The 21,279-nt window shown below is 58.6% G+C and carries 22 protein-coding genes; 13 read left to right on the top strand and 9 right to left on the bottom strand.

Annotated features, from left to right (window positions below; translation table 11 throughout):
* Position 1: 1 nt before the first annotated feature.
* Positions 2–793 (top strand): ATP12 family chaperone protein, encoded by a 792-nt coding sequence (locus QZ638_RS09015; RefSeq protein WP_295809112.1) that lies wholly within the window; start codon positions 2–4, stop codon positions 791–793.
* A gap of 32 nt (positions 794–825) precedes the next feature.
* Here QZ638_RS09015 and QZ638_RS09010 read toward each other — a convergent pair whose 3' ends face one another.
* From QZ638_RS09010 to QZ638_RS09000, 3 genes are all read right to left on the bottom strand, one after another.
* Complete coding sequence (locus QZ638_RS09010) at positions 826–1,185, bottom strand: YggT family protein (RefSeq protein ID WP_295809109.1); 360 nt, start codon at positions 1,183–1,185, stop codon at positions 826–828.
* A 67-nt stretch (positions 1,186–1,252) separates the two neighbouring features.
* Entirely contained in the window at positions 1,253–3,064 is a 1,812-nt protein-coding gene (locus QZ638_RS09005; RefSeq protein WP_295809107.1) for a sodium:solute symporter family protein, read from the bottom strand.
* A gap of 12 nt (positions 3,065–3,076) precedes the next feature.
* Positions 3,077–3,343 carry a DUF4212 domain-containing protein gene (locus QZ638_RS09000; protein WP_295809104.1) on the bottom strand — a complete coding sequence of 89 codons (267 nt, stop codon included), beginning with the start codon at positions 3,341–3,343 and terminating at the stop codon, positions 3,077–3,079.
* Positions 3,344–3,499: 156 nt separating this feature from the next.
* On the opposite strand from QZ638_RS09000, the gene QZ638_RS08995 reads away from it, so the two are divergent.
* Positions 3,500–4,165 carry a hypothetical protein gene (locus tag QZ638_RS08995; protein ID WP_295809102.1) on the top strand — a complete coding sequence of 222 codons (666 nt, stop codon included), beginning with the start codon at positions 3,500–3,502 and terminating at the stop codon, positions 4,163–4,165.
* Between the two features lie 49 nt (positions 4,166–4,214).
* On the opposite strand, the gene glnA is transcribed toward QZ638_RS08995, so the two are convergent.
* Both glnA and QZ638_RS08985 read right to left on the bottom strand, forming a co-directional pair.
* Positions 4,215–5,624: a type I glutamate--ammonia ligase gene (gene glnA, locus QZ638_RS08990; RefSeq protein WP_295809100.1), complete on the bottom strand. Its 1,410-nt coding sequence runs from the start codon at positions 5,622–5,624 to the stop codon at positions 4,215–4,217.
* A gap of 71 nt (positions 5,625–5,695) precedes the next feature.
* Positions 5,696–6,034 carry a P-II family nitrogen regulator gene (locus QZ638_RS08985; RefSeq protein WP_007009552.1) on the bottom strand — a complete coding sequence of 113 codons (339 nt, stop codon included), beginning with the start codon at positions 6,032–6,034 and terminating at the stop codon, positions 5,696–5,698.
* Between the two features lie 281 nt (positions 6,035–6,315).
* On the opposite strand from QZ638_RS08985, the gene QZ638_RS08980 reads away from it, so the two are divergent.
* Positions 6,316–7,821, top strand: coding sequence for an NAD(P)H-hydrate dehydratase (locus QZ638_RS08980; RefSeq protein WP_295809094.1), 1,506 nt, complete (start codon positions 6,316–6,318; stop codon positions 7,819–7,821).
* Positions 7,822–7,914: 93 nt separating this feature from the next.
* Here the strand turns inward: QZ638_RS08980 and lexA are convergent, their stop codons facing one another.
* Entirely contained in the window at positions 7,915–8,634 is a 720-nt protein-coding gene (gene lexA / locus QZ638_RS08975) for a transcriptional repressor LexA (protein WP_295809092.1), read from the bottom strand.
* 86 nt (positions 8,635–8,720) lie between these two features.
* The gene (locus QZ638_RS08970) at positions 8,721–9,353 is read right to left on the bottom strand and encodes a MarC family protein (RefSeq protein WP_295809089.1); all 633 of its coding nucleotides are present in this window, start codon (positions 9,351–9,353) and stop codon (positions 8,721–8,723) included.
* Between the two features lie 231 nt (positions 9,354–9,584).
* Between QZ638_RS08970 and gyrA the strand changes: the two genes are divergently transcribed.
* Entirely contained in the window at positions 9,585–12,386 is a 2,802-nt protein-coding gene (gene gyrA, locus QZ638_RS08965) for a DNA gyrase subunit A (RefSeq protein WP_295809086.1), read from the top strand.
* 14 nt (positions 12,387–12,400) lie between these two features.
* On the opposite strand, the gene QZ638_RS08960 is transcribed toward gyrA, so the two are convergent.
* Positions 12,401–12,535: a hypothetical protein gene (locus QZ638_RS08960; RefSeq protein ID WP_295809084.1), complete on the bottom strand. Its 135-nt coding sequence runs from the start codon at positions 12,533–12,535 to the stop codon at positions 12,401–12,403.
* Between the two features lie 220 nt (positions 12,536–12,755).
* On the opposite strand from QZ638_RS08960, the gene coaD reads away from it, so the two are divergent.
* The 9 genes from coaD to QZ638_RS08915 all read left to right on the top strand — a co-directional run bounded on the left by coaD (position 12,756) and on the right by QZ638_RS08915 (position 20,716).
* A complete protein-coding gene (coaD, locus tag QZ638_RS08955) occupies positions 12,756–13,256 on the top strand; it encodes a pantetheine-phosphate adenylyltransferase (RefSeq protein ID WP_295809081.1) in 501 nt (166 codons plus the stop codon).
* Positions 13,257–13,274: 18 nt separating this feature from the next.
* Complete coding sequence (locus QZ638_RS08950) at positions 13,275–13,865, top strand: peptidylprolyl isomerase (protein ID WP_295809079.1); 591 nt, start codon at positions 13,275–13,277, stop codon at positions 13,863–13,865.
* A gap of 33 nt (positions 13,866–13,898) precedes the next feature.
* Positions 13,899–14,375, top strand: coding sequence for a peptidylprolyl isomerase (locus tag QZ638_RS08945; RefSeq protein ID WP_295809077.1), 477 nt, complete (start codon positions 13,899–13,901; stop codon positions 14,373–14,375).
* Between the two features lie 54 nt (positions 14,376–14,429).
* The gene (queA, locus tag QZ638_RS08940; protein WP_295809074.1) at positions 14,430–15,506 is read left to right on the top strand and encodes a tRNA preQ1(34) S-adenosylmethionine ribosyltransferase-isomerase QueA; all 1,077 of its coding nucleotides are present in this window, start codon (positions 14,430–14,432) and stop codon (positions 15,504–15,506) included.
* The gene (gene tgt / locus QZ638_RS08935; protein WP_295809073.1) at positions 15,503–16,633 is read left to right on the top strand and encodes a tRNA guanosine(34) transglycosylase Tgt; all 1,131 of its coding nucleotides are present in this window, start codon (positions 15,503–15,505) and stop codon (positions 16,631–16,633) included. Before queA ends, tgt begins: the two co-directional genes overlap by 4 nt.
* A 169-nt stretch (positions 16,634–16,802) precedes the next feature.
* Positions 16,803–18,194, top strand: coding sequence for a circularly permuted type 2 ATP-grasp protein (locus tag QZ638_RS08930; RefSeq protein ID WP_295809138.1), 1,392 nt, complete (start codon positions 16,803–16,805; stop codon positions 18,192–18,194).
* 11 nt (positions 18,195–18,205) lie between these two features.
* Positions 18,206–19,147 carry an alpha-E domain-containing protein gene (locus tag QZ638_RS08925; RefSeq protein ID WP_295809070.1) on the top strand — a complete coding sequence of 314 codons (942 nt, stop codon included), beginning with the start codon at positions 18,206–18,208 and terminating at the stop codon, positions 19,145–19,147.
* 10 nt (positions 19,148–19,157) lie between these two features.
* Positions 19,158–19,952, top strand: coding sequence for a transglutaminase family protein (locus QZ638_RS08920; RefSeq protein WP_295809068.1), 795 nt, complete (start codon positions 19,158–19,160; stop codon positions 19,950–19,952).
* A gap of 35 nt (positions 19,953–19,987) precedes the next feature.
* Entirely contained in the window at positions 19,988–20,716 is a 729-nt protein-coding gene (locus QZ638_RS08915) for a proteasome-type protease (RefSeq protein ID WP_295809065.1), read from the top strand.
* Between the two features lie 64 nt (positions 20,717–20,780).
* Here the strand turns inward: QZ638_RS08915 and QZ638_RS08910 are convergent, their stop codons facing one another.
* Positions 20,781–21,197, bottom strand: coding sequence for a DUF4864 domain-containing protein (locus QZ638_RS08910; RefSeq protein WP_295809062.1), 417 nt, complete (start codon positions 21,195–21,197; stop codon positions 20,781–20,783).
* Between the last annotated feature and the right edge of the window lie 82 nt (positions 21,198–21,279).

Raw genomic sequence — 21,279 nt, 5'->3', positions numbered from 1 at the left:
CATGCGTGACCTTCTGAACGATCTTGAAAGCGGAAAGACCCCGACGGAACTCGACCCTGTCCGACGGGCACAGAGCACTATCAAGAAGGCGCTGCCCAAGCGCTTCTATAGTGACGTCTGCGTGATGGCCGAGGAGGGGGGCGGATACTCCGTTCGTCTCGATGGAAAGTCCGTGCGTACGCCCAATGCAAGCACCGTGCTTGTGCCCAACGAGACAACGGCGCTTCTGATCGCCTCTGAGTATGAAGCGCAGGGCGAGCATATCGACCCGGCAACCATGCCTGTCACGCGCTTGGTCAATACGGCGATAGACGGAGTGGCGGCGCACGCGCAGACGGTGTTGGAAGACGTGCTGCGCTATGCGACAGGCGATCTCGTTTGCTACCGCGCATCATCGCCGGAACGTTTGATGGCATTACAGGCGGAAGCCTGGGATCCGATTCTGGATTGGGCGCAAGAGCACATTGGCGCGCATTTCGTGCTCGCTGAAGGCGTCATCCATGTCGATCAGCCGCGCGAGGCGATTGCTGCGGTCAGTGCCTATCTTCGGCAGAAGAGTGAACCCTATCGCCTGGCGGCGCTGCATGTGATGACGACGTTGATGGGCTCCGCGCTTCTTTCGTTGGCCGTGGAAGCTCGCGCTGTCGAGCCCGATACGGCATGGAAAGCGGCCCATGTCGACGAAGATTGGAATATTTCGCTGTGGGGTGAGGACAGTGAAGCCGTGCAACGGCGGCTGGCGCGAAAACGCGATATGATGGGCGCTGCCGCGCTTTTGGCCGCGCTCGATTGAGACAAAAGCGTAGGCAATCCACGCGCTTCGTCTCAGTTTCCTCCGAACATCTGATAGAGAATGCCGGCGATTTCGCTTTCCAGCGGGAATGAGAGCATGCCCATAACTGAATATCCCAGCAGCCAGGGCATCAGATAGAAGCGGATCATGAAAAAGAACCACGCCACATAAACCGGCACCAGAGGCTCCAGCAGAAATCCGGGTGTCACCGGGCGGAAGAGTTTCAGGATCGGATCGGTCACGCGGACGAAAAAGCGCATGAAGAAGAAGCTGGAATCTTCAGGCAGGAATATGCTCATCGCGGCGCGCCCGATGAGCGTCCACATAATCACGCCCAGAATGTAGTCGAGCGCCAGCACCCAGAATGGAAATGCGGCCATCGTTCCCTGCATGAATTATCTCCCGGACGTGATTCGGGGGCGGGTTTGCCCGCCCCCGGTATATCGGACCTTAGCCCGATCAGTGCTTGTCAGAAAGAATGGATGGGCCTGTCGGCACGCGGGTTTCTTCCACCATTCGCTGGATTTCCTCATCCGGAGCGGGAGTCAGCAGGGTCACGACGACCATCGAAACCAGGCTGACGGCCATGCCGACAATGCCGAAGCGCAGATGATCGAGACCGAACCACGGCGTTCCTCCGGTGTAGACATAGTAGAGGTAGAGCGTACCAGCGATGAAGCCTGCCGCCATGCCGGCGATTGCTCCGGGCCGGTTGGCCCGCTTCCACCACACGCCTAGCGCGAGCGGGAAGAAGAGGCCCGAACAGGCGAAGCAGAACGCCCAGGCAACAGCGCCGAGAATGCCGGTGAGCTGTAGCGAGGCGATCAGCGCGCCGAGTGCGCCGATGCCGACGAGCAGGATACGTGCGACAATCAGCCGGATGGCCGTGTCGGCCTTCGGGTCGATCATCTTGTAGTATAGATCGTGGCTGAGCGCGTTGGCGATGGCCAGGAGCAGACCGTCCGCTGTGGACATGGCTGCGGCCATGCCGCCCGCTGCAACGAGACCGGAAATCACATAGGGTAGACCGGCGATCTCCGGTGTCGCCAGGACGACGATGTCCGGCCGCATGAAGAACTCATTGAGCTGCAGGATACCGTCGCCGTTCTGATCGGCGATGGCTAAAAAGCCCACACTCGCCCAATTCTGGATCCAGGCAAGCGAAGCCACTTCCTCGAACGGTTTGCCGATAATCGCGGTCGGCAGGCTCGGGTCGAGCAATTGCAGCTTGGTGAGCGTGGCAAGCGCCGGTGCTGTAAAATACAACAGGAAGATGAACAGCAGCGACCAGGCCACCGATTTGCGTGCCGAACGCACGGTCGGTGTCGTGAAATAACGCATCAGAATATGGGGCAGGGAAGCTGTGCCGCACATCATGCATAAGGCGAGCGTTATGAATTTCCATTCCGCATAATCGCCCACGGGCCCCGTATGGGGTGTGGTGAGCACCGAGAGTCCGGCGATGGCCTCGGTTGGCGGATTGAGCCCATACTGTGCTTCGAGTTCCGCCATGGCGGACGCTGCTTCGCCATAGGTGAAGTGCGGGATCAGGCCGAGGCCCTGAGCGTTCGACATCCAGATCACCGGCACCAGATAGGCGATGATGAGCACGATATACTGCGCCACTTGGGTCCAGGTCACCGCGCGCATGCCGCCCAGCATGGAACAAAGCAGAATGCCTAAGAGACCGAACCAGACCCCCCAGGAGAACGGAATGTGAAGGGCACGCGCGGCGATGGTGCCGGTCGCGTTGATCTGCGCTGTCACATAGGTGAACGAGGCTACGACCAAAACGATCACAGCGCAAAGGCGGGCTATGTTGCCGCCATAACGTGTACCGATGAAGTCAGGCACCGTGTAGCAGCCGAACTTGCGCAGATAAGGCGCCATCAGCGAATTGACGAGCACATAACCGCCGGTCCAGCCGACGATGAACGCCATATAACCGTAACCGCCGAAATAAACGCCGCCGGCGAGCGCCACGAACGAAGCGCCCGACATCCAGTCGGCCGCGGTGGCCATGCCGTTATAGACTGCCGGCACCTGTCGTCCGGCCACATAATAGGCGTCGACCTCCATTGTCCGTGATAACCAGCCGATGAGGGCGTAGATCGCGATGGTGAAGGCGACGAACAGAATTCCAATCGTATCGGCGCCGACGCCGAGTTGTTCCAGGATCGCCATCAAGAGGATGAAGGCGAGGAACCCTCCCGTGTAGATTGCGTACACCCGGCCGATATTGTCGATGAACCGTCCTTGTATCAAAGCCATGCCGGTTCCTCCCTAGTCTTCGCCAAAGCCGAATTCGTCGTCGATTGCATCCTGGCGCCAGTTTTGCACCCAGATGATGATGACAAAGGCCAATAAGGAGCCCTGGGCGATCATGTAATAACCGAACGGGAAGCCCAGAAACGTGAATTGATCGAGCGTCGATACCATGGCTGGCACGACAAGTGCGAAGAGTACCCACAAGGCCAGAACCACGATTGTCAGGTTCCTGGTTTTGGCCCAGTAACGATCCCGCACATCATCTGCGTTGTTAGTGGACATTTTGTCCTCCTCCCTAAGAACGTCAGCGACGAAAGTCGTTAACTGCCGCCATTGCGGTTCGAAGAATTAAGAATCACAATGGCATGTCTCAAGCATTGGGCATCTTCGGGCCAATGAAAATCGAGACATTGGTCGTATGATGGGAGGACGTGCCGAATGGGGGTCGTTTGGTCGAAAGGGCTGTCGTTCCTGCGCGAAGCGGCGGCGCGGTTTACTTTGCGCCGTGACAATGGGGTTATCGACACGACGCAAACGCTTTGCGACTTTGTCGCCACACGTGCCTCGTTCGTGGCTCAGAAGAAGCTGTACGGCTACCTGAAGGCGCGCATGGGAACGCGCTATCCCTCCATGTTCGAGGACGACGTCTTCGTCGAGTCCGTTAACATTGCCAAGCTTCATGTCTTTGCCGCGTGCCTGTCGGACCTGTCCGTTCACACGGTTGCAAAGGTGGCTGCGGCAGGAGCGTTGAGCCGGGATGAAACGCAAGCGCTGGCCCGTTTCTGTTTCGTGGCAGGCCTTGCAAACAATGCTGACGCGCTGCCGGCGGAGGACGCTGTCGATGATTGGCGTAATCATTTCGAAAAGCGTATCGCCGACCTGCATTGGCAGAATGCGGCGGTTGACGGTGATTGCTTCACTGAAAGCCCGAGAGCGCTTTTCAAATGGGCGCCGATTGCCGATGAATTGAAGCGGTTCGACCGGGAAATCGTGGAAAATTCAATCCGGTTCGCCTTTGGCGAGGTCACGCGTACCTTTCGGGAACGGGCCGACCTTCCCGCTGTGGCGCAGAACTGGCGCGTTCACCAGAACGGATCTGAATAAAAAAGGGCCCCGTCCGAAGACGGAGCCCCGATCGCACTGAAAGTTACGATCAAACGGAGTAATACATCTCGAATTCCACCGGGTGCGGTGTCATTTCGTAACGCAGCACTTCCGCCATTTTCAGCTCGATGTATGCGTCGATCTGATCGTCGTCGAACACACCGCCAGCCTTGAGGAAGCCGCGGTCTTTATCGAGGCTCATCAATGCTTCACGCAGCGAGCCGCAAACGGTCGGCACCTTCTTCAGTTCCTTCGGCGGCAGGTCGTAGAGGTCCTTGTCCATGGCCTGGCCGGGATGGATCTTGTTTTTGATCCCGTCAATGCCGGCCATAAGCATGGCAGCGAATGCAAGATAGGGGTTCGCACCCGGATCCGGGAAACGGACCTCGACCCTTTTGGCCTTCGGCGAGGAGCCGAACGGAATGCGGCAGGAGGCGGAGCGGTTGCGGGCCGAGTAAGCCAGCAGGACCGGTGCCTCGAAGCCGGGAACCAGGCGCTTGTAGGAATTTGTGATCGGGTTGGTGAAGGCGTTGATCGCCTTGGCATGCTTAATGATGCCGCCAATGTAAAAAAGGCAGTTCTCCGACAGACCGGCATATTCGTTACCGGCGAAGGTCGGCTTGCCTTCCTTCCAGATCGATTGGTGCACATGCATGCCTGAACCATTGTCGCCATAGACTGGCTTGGGCATGAACGTTGCCGTCTTACCGTATGCGTTGGCAACCTGATGCACGCCGTACTTGAATTTTTGAACGCTGTCGGCACTCCTGAGCAAGGTTTCGAATTTGATGCCCAACTCATGCTGAGCGGCACCCACTTCATGGTGATGTTTTTCGACGACGACGCCCATTTCGGAGAGCACGGTCAGCATTTCGGAACGCATGTCCTGCGCCGAATCGATTGGCGGAACCGGGAAATAACCGCCCTTAACGCGCGGACGGTGACCGAGATTGCCGGTTTCGTATTCTGCGTCGTCGTTGGAGGGAAGTTCGCTCGAATCGAGCTTGAAGCCGGTGTTGTAGGGATCAGCCTTGTACTTGACGTCGTCGAAGACGAAAAACTCGGGCTCGGGGCCGACATAGACGGTGTCGCCGAGGCCTTCGGATTTCAGGAAGGCTTCGGCCTTCTTTGCCGTACCGCGCGGATCGCGATTGTAGGCTTCGCCTGAGATCGGGTCGAGAATGTCGCAGAAAATGGCCATTGTCGACTGGGCGAAGAACGGGTCCATATGCGCCGTCTCGGTTTCCGGCATGAGGACCATGTCGGACTCGTTGATGGCTTTCCAGCCGGCAATGGACGAGCCGTCGAACATGACGCCGTCGGCGAACATATCCTCATCCACGGCCGTGACATCCATTGTGACATGCTGAAGCTTGCCCTTGGGGTCCGTGAAGCGCAGATCGACAAACTTTACGTCGTTGTCTTTGATCTGCTTCATGATGTCTTGTGCAGTGGTCATATTCGCCTTCCTGTTTGCGATGGTCTTGCCTGATGAACCCGGAATTTTCCGGGCAAAAAGAATGGTTTCGATCAAACGGCGTCCGCGCCGGTCTCGCCGGTGCGGATGCGGATGACTTCTTCGACATTGGTCACGAAAATCTTGCCGTCGCCGATGCGGCCGGTTTGCGCCGCCTTGCGGATTGCCTCGATCGCAGCGTCCACGGTTTCGTCGGGGAGAACGACCTCGATCTTCACTTTCGGAAGAAAGTCGACCACATATTCCGCTCCGCGATAGAGTTCCGTATGTCCTTTCTGACGACCGAAGCCCTTGGCTTCGATCACGGTGATGCCCTGAAGGCCGATTTCCTGAAGGGCTTCCTTCACTTCGTCGAGCTTGAAGGGTTTGATGATCGCTTCGACCTTTTTCATGCCTCAGTGGCCTCCAAATGAGTTCGGGAACGGGGTGTCCGCGCCCCCTGTTGCTCCGGTTCGGTTAAAGCACGAAACATGCCAACTCTCGCCACGAGCCTTGCATGATGCGTGCCAGTCGCTGCATTCTGCTCCTCGGACACTGAATGGCGCGGATTTTTCAGGCACCAGCATGCTAGGCGAGCGCCGCCGGATAACAAGAGGGGAACCATGCGGTATGCATTGCATTCTGCAGGTTGCTTAAAAAATATGCAACGCGCCGAAGAAAGCGGCAATGAGCGATGCGACTGGAAATTCTGACGCCTGACGAAATGGGCAAGGTGGATCGTGCAGCGATTGCGACCGGGCCCTTGGATGGCTACGGCCTGATGCAGAATGCGGGGTCTGCGGTCCTTGCTGCGATCCTCGAACGTTTTGCCGAAGCGGAGGGCTTTCACGTCCTGTGTGGCCCGGGCAACAATGGCGGGGATGGCTATGTGGTCGCTCGACTGCTCGCCGAGCGTGGTGCACAGGTGTCGCTCTATGCGGACGACCAACCCCGTTCTGGCAGCGACGCTGCCAGAGCCCGTGAGGATTGTCCGCTTGCACCGAGGCCGTTCGCGGAGTTTGAGCCCAATGAACATTGGCTCGTGGTGGATGCGCTTTTCGGCGCGGGTCTGTCCAAACCCCTTGAAGGGCAGGAAGCGGAAGTCATGAAACGCACTCGCTCCAGGGCGCTCACCGTGGTGGCGATTGATCTGCCGTCTGGTGTTTCCGGAATGACGGGCAAGCCACTTGGCGCATCGTTTGAAGCGGATTTGACCGTGACATTCTTTCGCAAAAAGCCCGGCCATCTGCTTGTACCGGGACGACAAAGCTGTGGCGAGACATTGGTTGCCGATATTGGGATTGCCAGGAGCGCGATTGAGCAGGGGAGCGTCCAGCTTTGGGAAAATGCCCCGGCGCTGTGGCAGACGGCTTTTCCAACCTTGGACATCAATGCGCACAAATATCAGCGCGGGCATGTGGCCATTGTGTCCGGCGGTGGTGCGTCGACAGGTGCTGCTCGGCTTGCCGCGCGCGGTGCCGCGCGCGCAGGGGCAGGGGCTGTGACGGTGCTTTCGCCGGCCAACGCCCTTTCGGTCAATGCCATGCACCTGACGTCGATCATGCTGCGAAAGGTGGAAACCACGGAAGAACTGCTGGATTTTTGCCTCGACCGGTCACCCGCCGCCGCTGTGCTTGGGCCTGGCGCGGGAACGGGCGATCGCACCCGCGCCTTCGCACGCAGCCTTCTTGAGCAGGCGAAGAGCCCGAAAGGCCTCGTATTCGATGCAGATGCGATTACCGCCTTTCAAGGAGAGGCCGAGACGTTCTTTGCTATGACGAAGTCGAGCAAGGCACAGGTCGTTTTGACGCCGCATGAAGGAGAGTTTGCGCGCTTGTTCAAGGACCTTGGTGATGCATCGGAGACATCGAAAGTGGAACGCGCGCGCGAGGCGGCAAGACGGTCCAGCGCCACGATTGTGCTCAAGGGGCCCGATACCGTTGTGGCCGCTCCCGACGGGCGTGCGACGATCAATACCAATGCAACGAGCGATTTGGCTACAGCCGGTTCCGGCGATGTTCTGTCGGGAATGATCGCCAGCTTGATGGCGCAGACCATGCCGGCATTTGAAGCAGCCTGCGCTGCCGTCTGGCTCCATGCGGAGGCTGGCCGACTGTTTGGTCGTGGTCTGCTTGCCGAGGATCTGCCCGAAATGTTGCCGCGGGTGTTTCAGGAGCGACTTCCAGAATACACTGTCTGAACTTCCGCTCCTTTAGAGCACGCCACTGATAGCCCGATGGGATTGAACCATCCGCGCTTGCGGAAACGGGACAAGTTCGCTGTCGCGAACGGATCAATAGCGACGCACCAGACCAACCAGGCGCCCCTGGACCTTCACCCGGTCGGGTCCGAAGATACGGGTCTCGTAGGCTGGGTTCGCCGCTTCCAGCGCGATCGACGCTCCTTTGCGCCGAAAGCGCTTCAGGGTGGCTTCCTCCTGGTCCACAAGAGCGACGATGATCTCGCCTGGATTGGCCGTTTGCGTTTCTCGAATAATGACGGTGTCGCCATCGAAGATACCGGCATCGATCATTGAGTCGCCTCTGACCTCGAGGGCGTAATGGTCCCCGCTGCTCAACATGTCGGGCGGGACCGCAATGGTGTGAGTCTGATGCTGGATGGCGTCGATCGGTACGCCGGCGGCGATGCGCCCCATGACCGGCACAGACACGACACCGGAAAGTCCGTCGTCGTTGCTGGCTTCGGGCTTGGGCTGGGAGGGAGGCGTTTTCCCAAGGCTGCCTTCAATGACGCTGGGCGAAAATTTGCGTGCGCCGGGATTGAGACCGGGGGCAATCGAATCCGGCAAGCGCAGAACCTCTAGAGCGCGGGCGCGGTTGGGCAGCCGGCGGATGAAGCCACGTTCCTCAAGCGCGGTGATCAACCGATGGATGCCCGACTTCGAGGCAAGATCGAGCGCCTCCTTCATTTCGTCGAAGGAAGGCGGGATTCCGGCCTCCTTCAGCCGCTCGTGAATGAACAGGAGAAGTTCGTGCTGCTTGCGGGTCAGCATGGGCGCCACCGAGAATCAGTTAAAAACAAAACCAGAACATACTCTATATGTTCCAGTTGTGTTCCGCAATACCTCGGATTTTATGTCTAGGTTGCGGCGAACAGCGCCTTGGCTCCATCGGCAACGAATTGAACGGCAAGGGCGGCGAGAATGACGCCCAGAAGCCGGGTGAGGATCGAGCGTCCCGTTTCACCCAGGAACCTGTCGACACGTTCCGCCAGCGTGAAGACCGCGTATGTGAGCAGGATTGTCGCCAGCAGGATTCCGAGCAGTATCAGCGTTCCAAGGAACGATCCGAATGCGCCAGACAGCAGGACGGTTGCCGAGATCGCGCCCGGGCCGGCGATCAGCGGGATCGCAAGCGGGAAAGCGGCGATGTTGCGTATCATGTCGCGGGTGATGGCGCGTTCGGCGCTCTTTTCATGCCGTTCCTGGCGGCGCTCGAAGATCATTTCGAAGGCGATGAAAAAGAGAAGCAACCCGCCGGCAACCCGGAACGCGGGCAAGGTGATCCCGAATATTGCGAGAATCGCGCTGCCGGCCACGCCGAAGAGCGCAAGGACCGCAAAACCGATAACCGCTGCACGGATCGCGACCTGATTGCGCTCGGAGCGGTTCATGCCGGTGGTCAATGCCAAAAAGAGCGGTGCCAGTCCGGGCGGATCGACAGTCACCAGCAGCGTGACGAATGCGTTGAAAACGGTTTCGTAGCCTGGCATCGGGTTCTCCTCGCAATCTCTCTAGCCGAGCTTGAAGGCGAGGGAAACGCCTCCGATATGGGTCGACGCTCTCAGACTGCGGCAATTTGTCAAGGAAACCATCCCCAGCCCTCTCGTATGCATCTGAAATTGCGTTGGATTTCCGTCATCGAAATATGCGTCTCAATTGGAGAATCGGCATTGAGTCATATATAACAGGCCAGTGATTCCTCATTTAGATTGTGACTCGATTTGACTGACCAGACGACGCCGAACGGACCGGGCGAGCCCGACGACATCGAGCCGATTTCCATCATCGAGGAGATGCAGCGCTCCTATCTCGATTATGCGATGAGCGTGATCGTCAGTCGTGCGCTGCCGGATGCGCGCGACGGCCTGAAACCCGTGCATCGGCGCATTCTCTATGCCTCCCATGAGAGCGGATACCACTGGAACCGGAAATATGTGAAGTCGGCCCGTCCGGTCGCCGACGTCATGGGTAAGTATCACCCCCATGGCGATGCGGCGATCTACGACGCCCTGGTGCGCATGGCGCAGAACTGGTCCATGCGTTTGCCGCTGATCGACGGTCAGGGCAATTTCGGTTCCATCGATGGCGATCCGCCGGCGGCGATGCGTTACACCGAGTCGCGGCTGACCAAGGGCGCGCACGAGCTTCTGGAGGATATCGACAAGGAAACCGTCGATTTCCAGGACACATACGACGGCTCCGCGCACGAACCCAAAGTGCTTCCGGCGCGCTATCCGAACCTCTTGGTGAACGGCTCGGGCGGTATCGCTGTCGGCATGGCGACGAACATCCCGCCGCACAATCTCGAAGAGGTGATCAACGGTTGCGTGGCGCTGATCGACAATCCGGCGATGGCGCTTCCCGAACTGCAGGCGATCATACCGGGCCCGGATTTCCCCACAGGGGGGCTTATCCTCGGCCGATCCGGTATTCGAAACGCATACGAGACGGGCCGCGGTTCCATCCTGATGCGCGGTAAGGTCGACATCGAACCGGCGCGCAACGATCGTGAAGCCATCGTGATTTCGGAGATCCCTTACCAGGTCAACAAGGCCTCGATGATCGAGAAGATGGCCGAACTGGTGCGCGACAAGCGCATCGAGGGCATTTCCGACATTCGCGACGAGAGTGATCGGCAGGGCTATCGCGTCGTGGTTGAATTGAAGCGCGATGCGGTCGCTGATGTCGTCCTGAACCAGCTTTACCGTTTCACGCCACTGCAGACCTCGTTCGGTGCCAATATGGTGGCGCTCAACGGTGGCAAGCCGGAGCAGATGAATCTGCTCGATCTTTTGAAGTCGTTCGTTTACTTCCGCGAGGAAGTGGTCAGCCGGCGAACGAAGTACTTGTTGCGCAAGGCGCGCGACCGTGCGCATGTGCTGGTCGGTCTTGCCATCGCCGTCGCCAATATCGACGAAATCATAAAGCTCATTCGCCATGCTCCGGACCCTCAGACGGCGCGTGAGCAGTTGATGGAGCGCCGCTGGCCGGCCGCCGATGTGGAGGCGCTGATTCTCCTGATCGACGATCCGCGCCACCGCATCAACGAGGATGGCACCTACAATCTGTCCGAAGAGCAGGCGCGCGCGATCCTGGAACTGCGTCTTCAGCGTCTGACCGCACTCGGCCGCGACGAGATTGCAGACGAGTTGAACCAGATTGGCGTGGAGATCAGCGAATATCTGGAAATCCTGTCATCGCGGGCGCGTATTCAGCAGATCGTGAAAGACGAGCTCATCGGCGTGCGTGAAGAGTTCGGGACGCCGCGTCGCACTCAGATTATCGAAGGCGGTGCGGACCTTGACGATGAAGATCTGATTCAGCGCGAAGACATGGTCGTCACGGTCACGCGCAAGGGCTACATCAAGCGTGTGCCGCTCTCGATCTACCGGGCCCAGGCGCGTGGCGGCAAGGGCCGCTCGGGCATGTCGACCAAAGACGAGGATTTCGTCACCCGGCTGTTCGTCGCCAACACGCACACGCCCATTCTCTTCTTCTCCTCACGGGGCATCGTCTACAAGGAGAAGGTCTGGCGCCTGCCGATCGGCACGCCGCAATCCGTGGGCAAGTTCCTGCGAAACATGCTGCCGCTTCAAGAGGGCGAGAGCATTACGACCATCATGCCGCTGCCTGAAGACGAGGATAGCTGGGGCGCGCTGGACGTTATGTTCGCCACCACGCGCGGTACTGTGCGTCGCAACAAACTGTCGGATTTCGTCCAGGTCAACCGCAATGGCAAGATCGCCATGAAGCTGGATGATCCGAGTGACGAGATCCTCGGCGTCTACACCTGTACAGAAGATGACGACGTTCTGCTGACGGCGGCTTCGGGTCAGTGCATTCGCTTCTGCGTCACCGATGTGCGCGTCTTTGCCGGACGCAACTCGATTGGCGTGCGCGGCATCAATCTGGCCGAGGGCGACCGCGTCATCTCCATGGCCATCCTGGCCCATGTGGAGGCAAGCCCGGCCGAACGCGCCGCCTATCTCAAGCAAGCCGCCGCCGAGCGGCGTCTGGCTTCTGGTGAAGACGAGGAGGTGGCGCTCACCAACGAGGATGTCGGTGAGGAGGAGAGCCTGTCCACGGAGCGTTTCGAAGAGCTTCAGGCGCGTGAACAGATGGTGCTCACCGTCAGTGAGCTTGGCTATGGCAAGCGCTCGTCAAGCTACGATTTCCGGGTAACGGGTCGCGGCGGTAAGGGCATTCGCGCCACTGATGTCGCCAAGACCAACGAAATAGGCCCGCTGATCGCAGCTTTTCCGGTCGAGCACGAAGACCAGATCATGTTGGTTTCGAACGCCGGTCAGGTCATTCGTGTCCCGGTTGACGGCATCCGTATTGCAAGCCGTGCCACAAAGGGCGTAACGATTTTCAACACGGCCAAGGGTGAGAAAGTTGTCTCTGTGGAGCGTATCTCGGACACGCAGGCGGACGAGGAAGAAATAGACGCTATCGAGAACGCCGTGGAAGCCGTAGAAAATGCAGACATTTCCACTGGCGACGACGACAATGCCGCCGAGTGATCGGCGGCGTACTATCAGCGGAAACGTCGATCGGCAGTGCCGCGTACGCGGTTTTCAAGCTTGATGCGGCTGGCTTCCTCGTGAAGACCGACTGCGGTAGCGATCAGCATTGCGACGGTCATTGCGGCGGCGAGCGTAAAGATAAGCATGGCTTGTCTCCTTTAATCTGTTAACGAAGAAAAGCGCCGTTTGGTTTCATGTTTCGGCTTGGCGCTTTTCCATCATTGGTGTTCTGACTAGCCAATTCGGTTCAAACCTGGCTTGAACGCTGCGTTCATTTGCAGTTCATTCTCTCACCGCTCACCCGGCTGAATCGGGCGGTGTGATTGCTGAATTGCCATCGCCCGGCAAGACGGTTACAAGCACGCCATGAGCGAACGTACAGCTTTCTACGCCGGGTCTTTCGACCCTTTGACGAACGGCCATCTCGATGTGCTTAAGGGTGCCTTGACTGTGGCCGACAGGATCGTGGTCGGTATCGGCGTTCATCCGGGAAAAAAGCCACTTTTCAGCTATGAAGAGCGCGTCGCGCTCATTCGGCGGTCCGCCGTGGCGGAACTGGGCGATGATGCCGGGCGCATCGAAGTCGTCGCGTTTGACAAACTGGTGATCGATGCCGCGCACAAGCACGGCGCCTCGATCATGATCCGCGGTCTGCGTGATGGCACGGATCTGGACTACGAAATGCAGATGGCGGGTATGAACGAAACCATGGCGCCAGACCTACAGACGGTCTTTTTGCCGGCCAGCCCGTCTGTACGCACAATTACTGCCACACTTGTGCGTCAGATCGCTTCCATGGGCGGAGACATCGCGCCATTCGTGCCTTCCGTTGTTCTGGAAGCGCTGACGGCCAAGTTTTCCGCCTGAAACCAAAAGGAGAGTTTCATGCAGCTTTGCAAGCTAGCCTCGTCTGCGCTCGTGGCCGGTGCCCTTATGATCGGCCTCGGCGTCGCTTCGGCCGCAGAACCGGAAAACACGATGATCCTCACGCTCAAAAACGGTGAAGTGACCATCGGTTTGCGGCCCGACCTCGCTCCCAAGCATGTCGAGCAGGTCAAGGCCCTGGTCGAGGACGGCGCTTACGATAATGTCGCGTTTCATCGTGTCATCGACGGTTTCATGGCGCAGACTGGAGACGTTCAGTATGGCGATGTCGAAGATGGATTCGACGCCCGCCTCGTCGGTACCGGCGGCTCCGACAAGGCTGATCTTCCGGCCGAGTTCTCGGATGCTGCTTTCGCTCGTGGCACCATAGGCATGGCTCGATCGCAAGACCCCGACTCTGCCAACTCCCAGTTTTTCATCATGTTCGCGCCCGCAGAGCACCTAAACGGACAATACACGGTGATCGGCGAGGTCGAATCGGGCATGGAATTGGTCGACAAGATCAAGAAGGGCGATTCCGCCCAGAATGGCATGGTGCAGAATCCGGACAAGATTCTCTCCGCGCGCATGGCGAGCGACGACGCGAACTAGCCGCGGCACTATCAAGATAGGAAAGGTACAGGAATGGCTGACATCAAGGATCCGGAAAACACCATCGTCATGGAAACGACCAAGGGCAAGGTCGTCATACAGTTGTTTCCCGACGTTGCTCCCGGACATGTGAGCCGCGTCAAGGAACTGACACGCGAGAATTTTTATGATGGCGTCGTCTTTCATCGCGTAATCGACGGTTTCATGGCTCAGACAGGAGACCCCACGGGGACTGGTATGGGCGGTTCCGACAAGCCGGACCTGAAGGCCGAATTTTCCAACATGGCGCACGAGCGGGGCACCTGCTCGATGGCGCGCTCGCAGAACCCGAACTCCGCCAATTCACAGTTCTTCGTCTGCTTCGACAAGGCGCCGTGGCTCGATCGTCAGTACTCCGTGTGGGGGCAGGTCATCGAGGGCATGGACAGCATCGATCAGATCAAGCGCGGCGAACCGGTTTCCGAGCCCGACTCCATTATTTCCATGCGGGTCGCGGCCGACGCCGCTTGATTTCTCCGTCACCGGGCGATGTTCGTCGCCCGGTGTCTCGCCAGCCGATTTGCGATGCGCGTAGACCTTTTCGATTTCGATCTTCCGGAAGAACGGATTGCACTGAGGCCGGCCAATCCGCGTGATTCCGCACGGCTTCTGACAGTGCGGGGCGAAACCCTTCACGACCATGTGGTGCGAGACCTTCCCGACCTCCTTCGGCCTGGCGATGCTCTCGTTTTTAACGATACGAAGGTGATCCCGGCGCGTTTGGGTGGCATCCGCCGCCGCGGCGGGGCGCAAGCGCGCATCGAAGCCACACTGCATATGCGCGAGGGGCCCGATCGCTGGCGCGCTTTTTTGAAGCCCGCAAAACGTGTGAATGTCGGTGAGCGCATTCACTTCGGCCACGAAGGCGAAAGCTGCTTTCTGGGCACATTGGAGGCGACGGTCGCGGAGAAGGGCGAGGGCGGTGAAGCGCTTCTAGTCTTCGATTTTTCCGGACCGGTGCTGGACGAAGCCATTGCCGCTGCCGGTCATATGCCTCTGCCGCCCTACATCGCGGGCAAGCGCGCGGAGGATGCGCGCGATGAGGTTGACTATCAGACCGTCTATGCGCGTGAGGAGGGCGCTGTGGCGGCACCGACTGCGGGTTTGCATTTCACGCCTGAGCTCATGCGGGCACTCGACGCCGCTGGCATTGAACGGCATTTCGTGACGCTTCATGTGGGAGCGGGTACGTTTCTACCCGTGAAGGTGGCCGATACCGACCATCACAAGATGCATTCCGAGCGCGGCGAGGTGAGCGCAGCGACTGCGGCCGCGCTGAACGCCGTGAAAGCACGGGGTGGACGTGTCGTTTCGGTGGGCACGACATCGCTACGGCTTCTGGAGAGTGCATCGCAAAGAAACGGCGAAGTGGAAGCCTGGTCCGGTGCGACCGACATCTTCATCACACCCGGTTATCGCTTCCGCATGGTCGATGTGCTGATGACCAATTTTCATCTGCCGCGGTCGACGCTTTTTATGCTGGTTTCGGCCTTCAGCGGTACGGACACGATGAAGCGTGCGTATGATCACGCGATCCGCAACGAATATCGCTTCTATTCCTATGGCGATGCCAGCCTGCTTTTCAGGGACGATCAACCGTGAGTGACCGGTTCACCTTCCGACTTATGACAACGGATGGCGATGCCCGCCGAGGCGAGATTTCCATGCCGCGCGGTACGATCCGCACGCCGGCCTTCATGCCGGTGGGAACGGCGGGCACGGTCAAAGCCATGTATATGGATCAGGTGCATGACCTGGGCGCCGACATCATCCTCGGCAATACGTACCACCTGATGTTGCGTCCGGGTGCCGAACGGGTGGCCCGGCTTGGCGGTTTGCACGAATTTGCCCGCTGGCCGTATCCGATCCTGACGGATTCGGGTGGTTTTCAGGTCATGTCGCTGGCGGACCTGCGCAAAATCACCGAAAAGGGCGTCACCTTCCGCTCTCATGTGGATGGCCGGGTATTCGAGATGCCGCCGGAGCGCTCGATCGAGATACAGGGGCTGTTGGGTTCGGACATCCAGATGCAGCTCGATGAATGCGTGGCGCTGCCGGCTGAAGATGCTGAGATCGAAAGAGCGATGGAACTCTCGCTGCGTTGGGCCGAACGCTGCAAGACTGCATTCGGCGATCAGCCGGGCAAAGCGATGTTCGGCATTGTGCAGGGTGGGGACAAGCCTCGCCTGCGTGAGCGTTCGGCCAGCGCCCTGGCGGGAATGGACCTCAAGGGCTATGCGGTCGGCGGGCTCGCGGTCGGAGAACCGCAAGGGGTGATGCTCGACATGCTCGAAGCCACGTGTCCCGTGCTGCCCGTTGAGAAACCGCGTTACCTGATGGGTGTTGGCACACCCGACGACATTCTGAAGTCGGTGGCGCGTGGGATCGACATGTTCGATTGCGTAATGCCGACGCGTGCCGGGCGGCATGGCCTCGCTTATACCCGGCACGGCAAGATCAATCTGAAGAACGCAAGGCACGCTGAGGATATGCGACCGCTGGACGAGCAGAGCGATTGTCCCGCTGCCCGCGATTATTCGCGCGCTTATCTTCACCATCTGGTCAAGGCGGGGGAGTCTCTCGCCGGCATGTTGCTCACCTGGAACAACCTCGCTTATTACCAATCATTGATGCAGGATATAAGAGACGCGATCGAGGCTGGCAGGTTTGCCGGACGCGCCGCCGAGATCAGCAGCGGTTGGGAAAAGGGCGATCTGCCCCCACTTTGACGAAAACTGCCCAAACATGTGGCAGAGACCTGCAATCACGGCGCAAAGACTGGGCATGCTGTGCTCTGGCATGGGGCACTTTTCGTAACCTATAGAAACAACTTGCTTTTTTCTGGTATCCCCGTTGAAATGCTCGGGAGAGGAGCATTTCTTGACGCCATTTGACGAGATGCGCCTGGGGGGCCAGGCCCGAAATCCTTACGAAGACTATCAGGGCTGGTTTGACCGGCAGGATCCCAAACGCCTGAAGCAGAAGGCCGACGATGCCGAGCGGGTGTTCCGAAGAACCGGCATCACTTTCGCGGTTTACGGCGATCAGGAAGCCGCCGAACGGCTTATCCCCTTCGATATCGTTCCACGCATTATTTCTGGTAAGGAATGGCGCCGGCTCGTACAGGGCATCGAACAGCGCGTTCAGGCGCTCAACGCTTTTCTCGACGATATCTATCATCGTCAGGAAATTTTGCGGGCGGGACGCATTCCCAAAGAGATCATTTCCAACAACGAGGCCTTTTTGCCCGAGATGATCGGCGTGCGGCCACCCGGCGGAGTCTACACACACATCACCGGTGTCGACATCGTGCGCACCGGCGAAAACGACTTCTTTGTTCTGGAGGACAATGCCCGCACGCCCTCTGGCGTTTCATATATGCTGGAGAACCGAGAGACCATGATGCAGCTTTTCCCCGAGCTGTTTCAGCAGGTCAAAGTGCTGCCGGTAGAGAACTACCCTCAGCTTCTACGAGAATCGCTCACCAGCGTAAAACCACAGCAATGCGATGGAAAACCGGCCATAGCCGTCCTGACACCCGGTAGTTTCAATTCTGCCTATTTCGAGCACGCATTTCTCGCCGACCAGATGGGTGTCGAGTTGGTTGAAGGGCCCGATCTGCGCGTGGTTGACGGCCATGTGGCGATGCGCACCACCCAAGGCTACAAGCGGATCGACGTTCTTTATCGCCGTGTGGACGACGATTATCTCGATCCACTGACCTTTCGACCCGATTCCGTGCTTGGGGTGCCGGGCATCATGGATGTATATCGCGCTGGCAAGATCACCATCGCCAACGCGCCGGGAACGGGAATCTCCGACGATAAGGCGATCTATTCCTACATGCCCGAGATCGTCGAATTCTACACTGGCCGCAAGGCGATTCTACCGAATGTGCCAACTTGGCGGTGCTCTGAACCGGACAGCCTCGCCTATGTGCTCGAGCACCTCGAAGAACTGGTCGTCAAAGAGGTGCATGGTTCCGGCGGTTACGGCATGCTGGTGGGCCCCGCCGCCTCGAAGAAGGAGCGTGCGGCCTTCGCTAGAAAACTCAGGGCAAGGCCGAAGAACTATATCGCGCAACCCACGCTTTCGCTGTCTACTTGTCCGATCATGACCGGCAAGGGGCTCGCGCCTCGGCATGTGGATCTGCGTCCTTTCGTGCTGGTGTCCGATCGCATTCGCATCGTGCCGGGCGGTCTGACGCGGGTGGCGCTCAAGAAAGGGTCGTTGGTGGTCAACTCATCGCAGGGCGGTGGCACCAAGGATACCTGGGTTCTGGATGATTAGGGCGCTCTGATATGCTTCTTGGACGCTCGGCGAACGGATTGTACTGGATGGCCCGCTATATCGAGCGGGCCGAGAATATGGCACGTCTTGTCGATACTGGGCTGAGGCTCGCACTGACCCAAACGAGCGCATCTTCAGACGAATGGGCTTCCGTCCTGACGAGCGCGGGTGTGCGGGATCTGTTCGAGCAGGAAAACGACACGTTCGACACGGCGACGGTGACGAATTTCCTGCTTCGAGACACAGCCAACCCCTCCAGCGTTCTTTCTTCGATCGATACCGCACGCATGAATGCGCGCATGGTGCGGACCGCGCTGACGCGAGAGACCTGGGAAAGCGTGAACGAGGCGTGGATGGCGTTGCACCGAATGCTGAAACGGCGCGTCGACGAGCCTGACCTGCCCGCCGTCCTCGATGCGGTGAAGCGTGAAACGGCGCTTATTCGCGGTGCGTTTCAGGGCACGATGCTGCGTAACGAGATCTTCGATTTCGCCCAAATGGGGACGATGATCGAGCGCGCTGACAACACGGCGCGTATACTCGACGTGAAATACTATGTGCTTTTGCCTTCGGCCGCGTGGGTTGGCTCGTCGCTCGACAACAGCCAGTGGCAGACGATCTTGCGTTCGGTCTCGGCATTGCGCTCGTATCGCTGGACCCATGAGGGCGACTTCAATCCGGTCAACATCGCCGATTACTTGATCCTCAACCGCCGGATGCCGCGTTCGCTGGCCTTCTGCTATCGGGGCATTTGCGATTCCCTCGATTATTTGGCGGATGAATATGGCGATCGACGAGCCTGCAATGAAATGGCCGATACCAAGCTGGAAAAACTGAAAACCGCCGCCGTCTCGGATATATTCGATGAAGGTTTGCACGAGTTCCTGAGCGACTTCATCCGCGACAATGCAGCGCTGGGGAACCAGATTGCAGCAGACTTCCGCTTCTACTGAGGGCCGCCCAATGCGCCTGAAAATCAAGCATCGCACGGAATACCGGTATGACGCGCCTCTCTCCTATGCGCTGCAGCGCCTGCGCCTTTTCCCGCAAAGCGGGCCCACGCAGGAAGTCTTGGAATGGTCGTTAAAGACGGAAGGCGCAGTGCGGGAAGCGCAGTTCATCGATGGCTTTGGAAACGACACGCGTCTGGTCAGCATCGATGGCGACCCTCGAGCGATCGTGCTCGAAGCGTCGGGCGTGGTGGAGACCCGCGATACCGCGGGCGTGACAGGAAAGCATCAAGGCCTCGCACCGCTCTGGTTGTTTGAACAGCAAACTGCGCTTTGCAGTGCAGGACGTGGCATTTCGGCGCTACTCAAAGACATTCCAGGTGATACGGATGTCGAACGTTTGCATGCCCTCATGAGCGAGGTCCGCGAGCGCGTCGCCTACAAGGTCGGCACGACGGATGCCGCCACCACGGCGGAGGAGGCACTCGCGAACGGGGAGGGTGTGTGTCAGGATCATGCCCATATCTTCCTGACCGCGGCGCGTCTCATGGGGTTCCCTGCACGCTATGTGAGCGGTTATCTGCGCATGGACGACAGCGACGAGCAGGCAGCGAGCCACGCTTGGGCAGAAACGCATCTCGAGGGGTTGGGCTGGGTCGCTTTTGATTGTTCCAACGGCATTTCGGCTGATTCCCGTTATGTACGGGTCGCAACGGGCCGGGATTATCGCGACGCGATGCCCGTTATGGGGATCAGGATCGGGCAGGCGCAAGAAGAGCTTGCGGTTCAGATCACGGTTGAGCAGTAATCGTTCATGACGAATCTCAATGAGGCACGGTCCGGATGACCTATTGCGTCGGACTGAAAACACGACAGGGCTTGGTGTTCATGTCCGACACACGGACAAATGCCGGAGTCGACAACATTTCCACCTTCCGAAAGATGCATTGCTGGCAAGAACCCGATGATCGGGTTCTGGTATTGCTTTCGGCGGGCAATCTGGCCACGACGCAAGCCGTTGTCAGCCTGCTTGACGAACGAACCAAAGCACCGGACGAACGCACGGCCTCGATGCTCGAGACGCCTTCCATGTACCAGGCGGCCCGTCTGGTGGGCGATACGGTCAAGGAGGTTATTCGCCAGTCGGCGCCGGCAGGCCAAAGCGCCGATGCGTTCGGCGCATCGTTCATTCTTGGTGGGCAGATCCGCGGTATGGAGCCGCGCCTTTTCCTGATCTACCCGGAAGGCAATTTTATTGAAGTCGGCGCGGACACGCCTTTTTTCCAGATCGGCGAGACCAAATACGGCAAGCCCATTCTCGTGCGCGCTTTCGATCCAACGATGAGCCTGGAGGAAACGGTAAAACTTTTGCTCGTGTCGTTCGACTCGACGCTTAAGTCCAATCTTTCCGTCGGCCTGCCGATCGACCTTCTTTTCTATGAAAACGACAGTTTCCGGATCGGTTATGAAAAACGCATTGAAGCCGATGATCCATATTTGCGGGCAATTTCCGAGGGCTGGTCTGACGCCCTGAAGACGGCGTTTAAAAGCCTTCCGGATTTCGAGCGCTGATGTGTGGTCGCAAACGGCCTTTGTCGTCAACGATACGAGGCGCGTGATCGCATCTAAAAAGGTTCTAGATCGCGAGCGCGTCGGCCTCTTTTAGGCTGACACCGGTGATCCGATATGTCCCGTCGGCCTGCCGCTCGAGAGTATAGACCGCTTCGTAGCTTTTGCCGTTAGCTCCGGTCGTCAGAACGCGTTGCATGACAGTGGATGCGTCTGGCTCGATTGACTTGCCGAAGGCGTAATTGCGTGGACGATACACAGGCTGATAGCTGCGCGTCACCATCGCCATGAATCTTTCGAGCGTCGGAAACAGCTTTTTGATGTTGGGTGCCGCATAGGAATATGCTTTTGCATTGTCCCCCGCCAGAAACGCTTCGATCTGGTTCCTGATGGACGATTGGGCGGCGCGGATTTCGGCGTCGCCGGCGAAAGCGAATATGGGCGCGAGTGCTGTCAGGACAATCGTCAGCAGTAAACGTCTCATTTCAGTCTTCCTCCTCTCGGCTGCCTTGTAAAATGCCTCTGGAAAGGCAGTGTCGCATGTTTCTACCATCTGCGAAGGTACG

The sequence above is a fragment of the uncultured Nitratireductor sp. genome, from assembly GCF_913053745.1.
In the GTDB taxonomy this organism is placed as follows: domain Bacteria; phylum Pseudomonadota; class Alphaproteobacteria; order Rhizobiales; family Rhizobiaceae; genus Nitratireductor.
Note: the sequence above shows the minus strand (reverse complement) of the source record. Positions and strands in the feature narration are given on the sequence as shown.

Excerpts from the sequence above, each read along its gene's own strand:
- QZ638_RS08985 (WP_007009552.1), bottom strand. The coding sequence starts at position 6,034 with ATGAAAAAGGTCGAAGCGATCATCAAACCCTTCAAGCTCGACGAAGTG.
- lexA (WP_295809092.1), bottom strand. The coding sequence starts at position 8,634 with ATGCTGACCCGCAAGCAGCACGAACTTCTCCTGTTCATTCACGAGCGG.
- QZ638_RS09010 (WP_295809109.1), bottom strand. The coding sequence starts at position 1,185 with ATGCAGGGAACGATGGCCGCATTTCCATTCTGGGTGCTGGCGCTCGAC.
- QZ638_RS08925 (WP_295809070.1), top strand. The coding sequence starts at position 18,206 with ATGCTTCTTGGACGCTCGGCGAACGGATTGTACTGGATGGCCCGCTAT.
- QZ638_RS09000 (WP_295809104.1), bottom strand. The coding sequence starts at position 3,343 with ATGTCCACTAACAACGCAGATGATGTGCGGGATCGTTACTGGGCCAAA.
- QZ638_RS08930 (WP_295809138.1), top strand. The coding sequence starts at position 16,803 with ATGCGCCTGGGGGGCCAGGCCCGAAATCCTTACGAAGACTATCAGGGC.
- coaD (WP_295809081.1), top strand. The coding sequence starts at position 12,756 with ATGAGCGAACGTACAGCTTTCTACGCCGGGTCTTTCGACCCTTTGACG.
- QZ638_RS08950 (WP_295809079.1), top strand. The coding sequence starts at position 13,275 with ATGCAGCTTTGCAAGCTAGCCTCGTCTGCGCTCGTGGCCGGTGCCCTT.
- QZ638_RS08995 (WP_295809102.1), top strand. The coding sequence starts at position 3,500 with ATGGGGGTCGTTTGGTCGAAAGGGCTGTCGTTCCTGCGCGAAGCGGCG.
- QZ638_RS08910 (WP_295809062.1), bottom strand. The coding sequence starts at position 21,197 with ATGAGACGTTTACTGCTGACGATTGTCCTGACAGCACTCGCGCCCATA.
- QZ638_RS09005 (WP_295809107.1), bottom strand. The coding sequence starts at position 3,064 with ATGGCTTTGATACAAGGACGGTTCATCGACAATATCGGCCGGGTGTAC.
- glnA (WP_295809100.1), bottom strand. The coding sequence starts at position 5,624 with ATGACCACTGCACAAGACATCATGAAGCAGATCAAAGACAACGACGTA.
- QZ638_RS08945 (WP_295809077.1), top strand. The coding sequence starts at position 13,899 with ATGGCTGACATCAAGGATCCGGAAAACACCATCGTCATGGAAACGACC.
- QZ638_RS08960 (WP_295809084.1), bottom strand. The coding sequence starts at position 12,535 with ATGCTTATCTTTACGCTCGCCGCCGCAATGACCGTCGCAATGCTGATC.
- QZ638_RS09015 (WP_295809112.1), top strand. The coding sequence starts at position 2 with ATGCGTGACCTTCTGAACGATCTTGAAAGCGGAAAGACCCCGACGGAA.
- QZ638_RS08915 (WP_295809065.1), top strand. The coding sequence starts at position 19,988 with ATGACCTATTGCGTCGGACTGAAAACACGACAGGGCTTGGTGTTCATG.
- queA (WP_295809074.1), top strand. The coding sequence starts at position 14,430 with ATGCGCGTAGACCTTTTCGATTTCGATCTTCCGGAAGAACGGATTGCA.
- QZ638_RS08970 (WP_295809089.1), bottom strand. The coding sequence starts at position 9,353 with ATGCCAGGCTACGAAACCGTTTTCAACGCATTCGTCACGCTGCTGGTG.
- QZ638_RS08920 (WP_295809068.1), top strand. The coding sequence starts at position 19,158 with ATGCGCCTGAAAATCAAGCATCGCACGGAATACCGGTATGACGCGCCT.
- QZ638_RS08980 (WP_295809094.1), top strand. The coding sequence starts at position 6,316 with ATGCGACTGGAAATTCTGACGCCTGACGAAATGGGCAAGGTGGATCGT.